The organism is Halolamina salina, assembly GCF_042678005.1.
Taxonomy (GTDB): Archaea; Halobacteriota; Halobacteria; order Halobacteriales; family Haloferacaceae; genus Halolamina; species Halolamina salina.
The window spans coordinates 1-3079 of the sequence record NZ_JBHUDH010000017.1; the positions used below are offsets into that span (position 1 = coordinate 1).

4 protein-coding genes are annotated in these 3079 nt (G+C 69.7%); all 4 read left to right on the forward strand.

Features of this window, described 5'->3' with window-relative positions:
* Window positions 1–641: Zn-ribbon domain-containing OB-fold protein (locus ACFR9S_RS02345; RefSeq protein ID WP_379817983.1), on the forward strand; the 641-nt coding region annotated here is incomplete at its 5' end.
* A 76-nt stretch (window positions 642–717) separates the two neighbouring features.
* Window positions 718–1602, forward strand: a complete 885-nt coding sequence (locus ACFR9S_RS02350) for a 3-hydroxyacyl-CoA dehydrogenase family protein (RefSeq protein WP_379732744.1) — start codon at window positions 718–720, stop codon at window positions 1600–1602.
* A complete protein-coding gene (locus ACFR9S_RS02355; protein WP_379817984.1) occupies window positions 1599–2408 on the forward strand; it encodes an enoyl-CoA hydratase/isomerase family protein in 810 nt (269 codons plus the stop codon). Before ACFR9S_RS02350 ends, ACFR9S_RS02355 begins: the two co-directional genes overlap by 4 nt.
* Window positions 2409–2522: 114 nt before the next feature.
* Window positions 2523–3079 (forward strand): FAD-dependent oxidoreductase (locus ACFR9S_RS02360; protein ID WP_379817985.1); only part of this gene is annotated, 557 nt, incomplete at its 3' end.

The following is a 3079-nucleotide window of genomic DNA, read 5'->3' on the forward strand; positions in this document are numbered from 1 at the left end:
CGTTCCTCGGCGCCGCGTCGGCGTTCGCCGACGGCGCCGAGCGCGTGCTGCTCGCGGCGTACGGCAGCGGCGCGGGCGCGAACACGCTCGTGATCGACGGTTCGATCCCCGTCGATGCGGCGCTGTCAGGAACGACCGACCTCTCCTACGCCGAGTACCTCCGCCGGCGCGGCGAGATCACGACCGGCGAGCCGGAGGGCGGCGGCGCGTACGTCAGCGTCCCCTCGTGGCAGCGCACGACGCCGCAGCGCCACCGACTGGTCGCGGGACGGTGTCCGGACTGCGGCGCGCTGAACTTCCCGGCGGGCGGCGCCTGCGGGGACTGCCACGCCCAGGTCGAGGAGTACGAACGGGTCGAACTGCCCGGAGAAGGAACCGTCGAGGCGACCACCACGATCGCCCAGGGCGGCGCGCCGCCGGAGTTCGTCGAGCAGCAGTCCCGGAGCGGCCCGTTCGTGAGCGCGATCGTCGCGCTCGACGGTCCCGACGGCGGCAGCGTGAGCGTGCCCTCGCAAGTGCTCGCTGATGGGGAGGACGTCGAGATCGGCACGCGCGTCGAGGCGACGATCCGTCGGATCTACACGCAGGAGGGAGTGATCCGCTACGGGTTCAAACTACGGCCGGTCGAGCGACGGCGGTAGTCGGCCGAGCGCCTCGGCGATCTTCAGCAACTCCGTGTCACGCGGTTTTTTCTCGGCTCCGGCCCCTCTCCGGCGCATGCACGTAGTCGTACTCGGCGCCGGCACGATGGGACACGGGATCGCCCAGGTATCGGCCATGGCGGGCCACGACGTGTGGCTCCGGGACATCGAGCGGGAGTTCGTCGACGACGGGCTCGACGCCATCGAGGCGAACCTCCAAGGCGGCGTCGAGCGCGACAAAGTCACCGAGGACGAGAAGGCGGCGACGCTCGATCGCATCACCGGGACGACCTCGCTCGAAGACGCGGTCGGCGACGCCGATATCGTCATCGAGGCCGTCCCCGAGCAGATGGAGATCAAGCAGGAGACGTTCGAGGACGTGGAGTCCCACGTCGCTGACGACGCGATCATCGCCTCCAACACCTCCTCGCTGTCGCTGACGGAGATCGCGAGCGCGCTGGACCGCCCGGACCGCGCGGTCGGTCTGCACTTCTTCAACCCCGTGCACATCATGGAGTTGGTGGAAATTGTGGTTGCTGAGCAGACGAGCGACCGAACCGTCCAGCGTGCCCACGAGTTCGTCGAGGGGATCGACCGGACGCCCGTCGAAGTGACCGACTCGCCGGGCTTTGCCTCCTCCCGGCTCGGCGTCGCGCTGGGCGTCGAAGCCATGCGGATGGTACAGGAGGGCGTCGCCTCGCCCGAGGATATCGACGCCGCGATGGAGCTGGGCTACAACCACCCGCAGGGGCCGATCGCGCTGGGCGACGTGGTCGGGCTGGACGTGCGGCTGGACATCCTCGAACACCTCCGGGAGGAGCTGGGCGAGCGGTTCCGGCCGCCGCAGATCCTGAAACGGAAGGTCCGGGCCGGCAAGCTCGGGAAGAAGACCGGCGAGGGGTTCTACGTCTGGGAGGACGGTGAGATCGTCGGCACCAGCGGCGACTGGGGTGGAGAATGACGCTGGAGGAGATCGCCGCCGACTGCGAGACCGTCGACGCCGAGGTCGGCGCTCGGGGCGACCGCGTGGCCACGATCACGCTCCGGCGCCCGGACGCCCGGAACGCGCTGAACGCCCAGCTACGCGAGGAACTCGCCGACGTGATCGACGCGGTGGAGGGCGAGGAGGTCCGGGCAGTCGTGCTCACCGGCGCGGAGGAGGCCGGGGCGTTCGCCGCCGGCGCCGACGTGACCGAGCTCCGGGAGCGCGACGCGCTCGAACAGCGCGAGGCCAGCAAGCGCCCGCGGGTGTACGAACACGTCGCCGACTGCCCGATGCCGGTGATCGCCCGGATCAACGGGCACGCCCTCGGCGGCGGCTGCGAACTGATCCAGGCCTGTGACGTACGCCTCGCCCACGAGGACGCCAAAATTGGCCAGCCGGAGATTAACCTCGGCATCATGCCCGGCGGCGGCGGCACCCAGCGGCTCCCCCGGCTGGTCGGCGAGGGGCAGGCCATGCGGCTGATCCTCTCCGGCGAGCTGATCGACGCCGACGAAGCCCGGGAGATCGGCCTCGTCGACGAGGTCCACGGCGACGACGACTTCGACGACGCAGTGAATGACCTCGCGTCGTCGATGGCCGCGAACAGCCCGGTCGCGCTGGAGTTCGCCAAGCAGTCCGTGCAGGCCGCCTCGCAGATGGGGCTGGAAGACGGCATCGAGTACGAGGCCGAACTGTTCGCCCAGCTGTTCGCGACCGCCGACAAGGACGAAGGGATCGACGCGTTCCTCGAAGACCGCGATCCCGAGTGGCAGGGGGAGTAGCTCGCTGAACCCACTTCGTAAACCACTAATAGCGATATCGAAACCCCGAATCCGTCCCGGATCCAGTGTTGCCGGCGGGACTGGCTTTATGCCACACTGACCCAAGGTAGAGCCATGTCTACCGAACGGACGGACGTGGTCGTGATCGGCGCCGGGCCGGGCGGCTACGTCGCCGCGATCCGTGCCGCACAGCGGGGCCTCGAAACCACCATCGTCGAGCGCGGCGAACCGGGTGGCGTCTGCCTCAACCACGGCTGCATCCCCTCGAAGGCGCTGATCGACGTGGCACGCGCCGCGGGCGGGGTCGGACGGATGGCGGATCGCGGCGTCCACGCCGAGCCGACGGTCGCGTTCGACGAGCTGAGCGAGTGGCAGGACTCCGTCGTCGACCGGCTCACCGGCGGCGTCGAGAAGCTCCTCGACGCCAACGGCGTAACCTACCGGGAGGGGACCGCCCATTTCCAGGACGACCACACCGTCGAGATCGACCCGCCGTCGCTGACCGTCGACTCGACGACGCTCTCCTTCGAGCACGCGGTGATCGCGACCGGGAGCCGCCCGATCGAGCTTCCGGGTTTCTCGTTCGACGACGAGCCGGTGTTGAGCTCCCGCGACGTGCTCGACCTCTCGGAGCGTCCCGACCGCCTGCTCGTCGTCGGCGCGGGCTACAT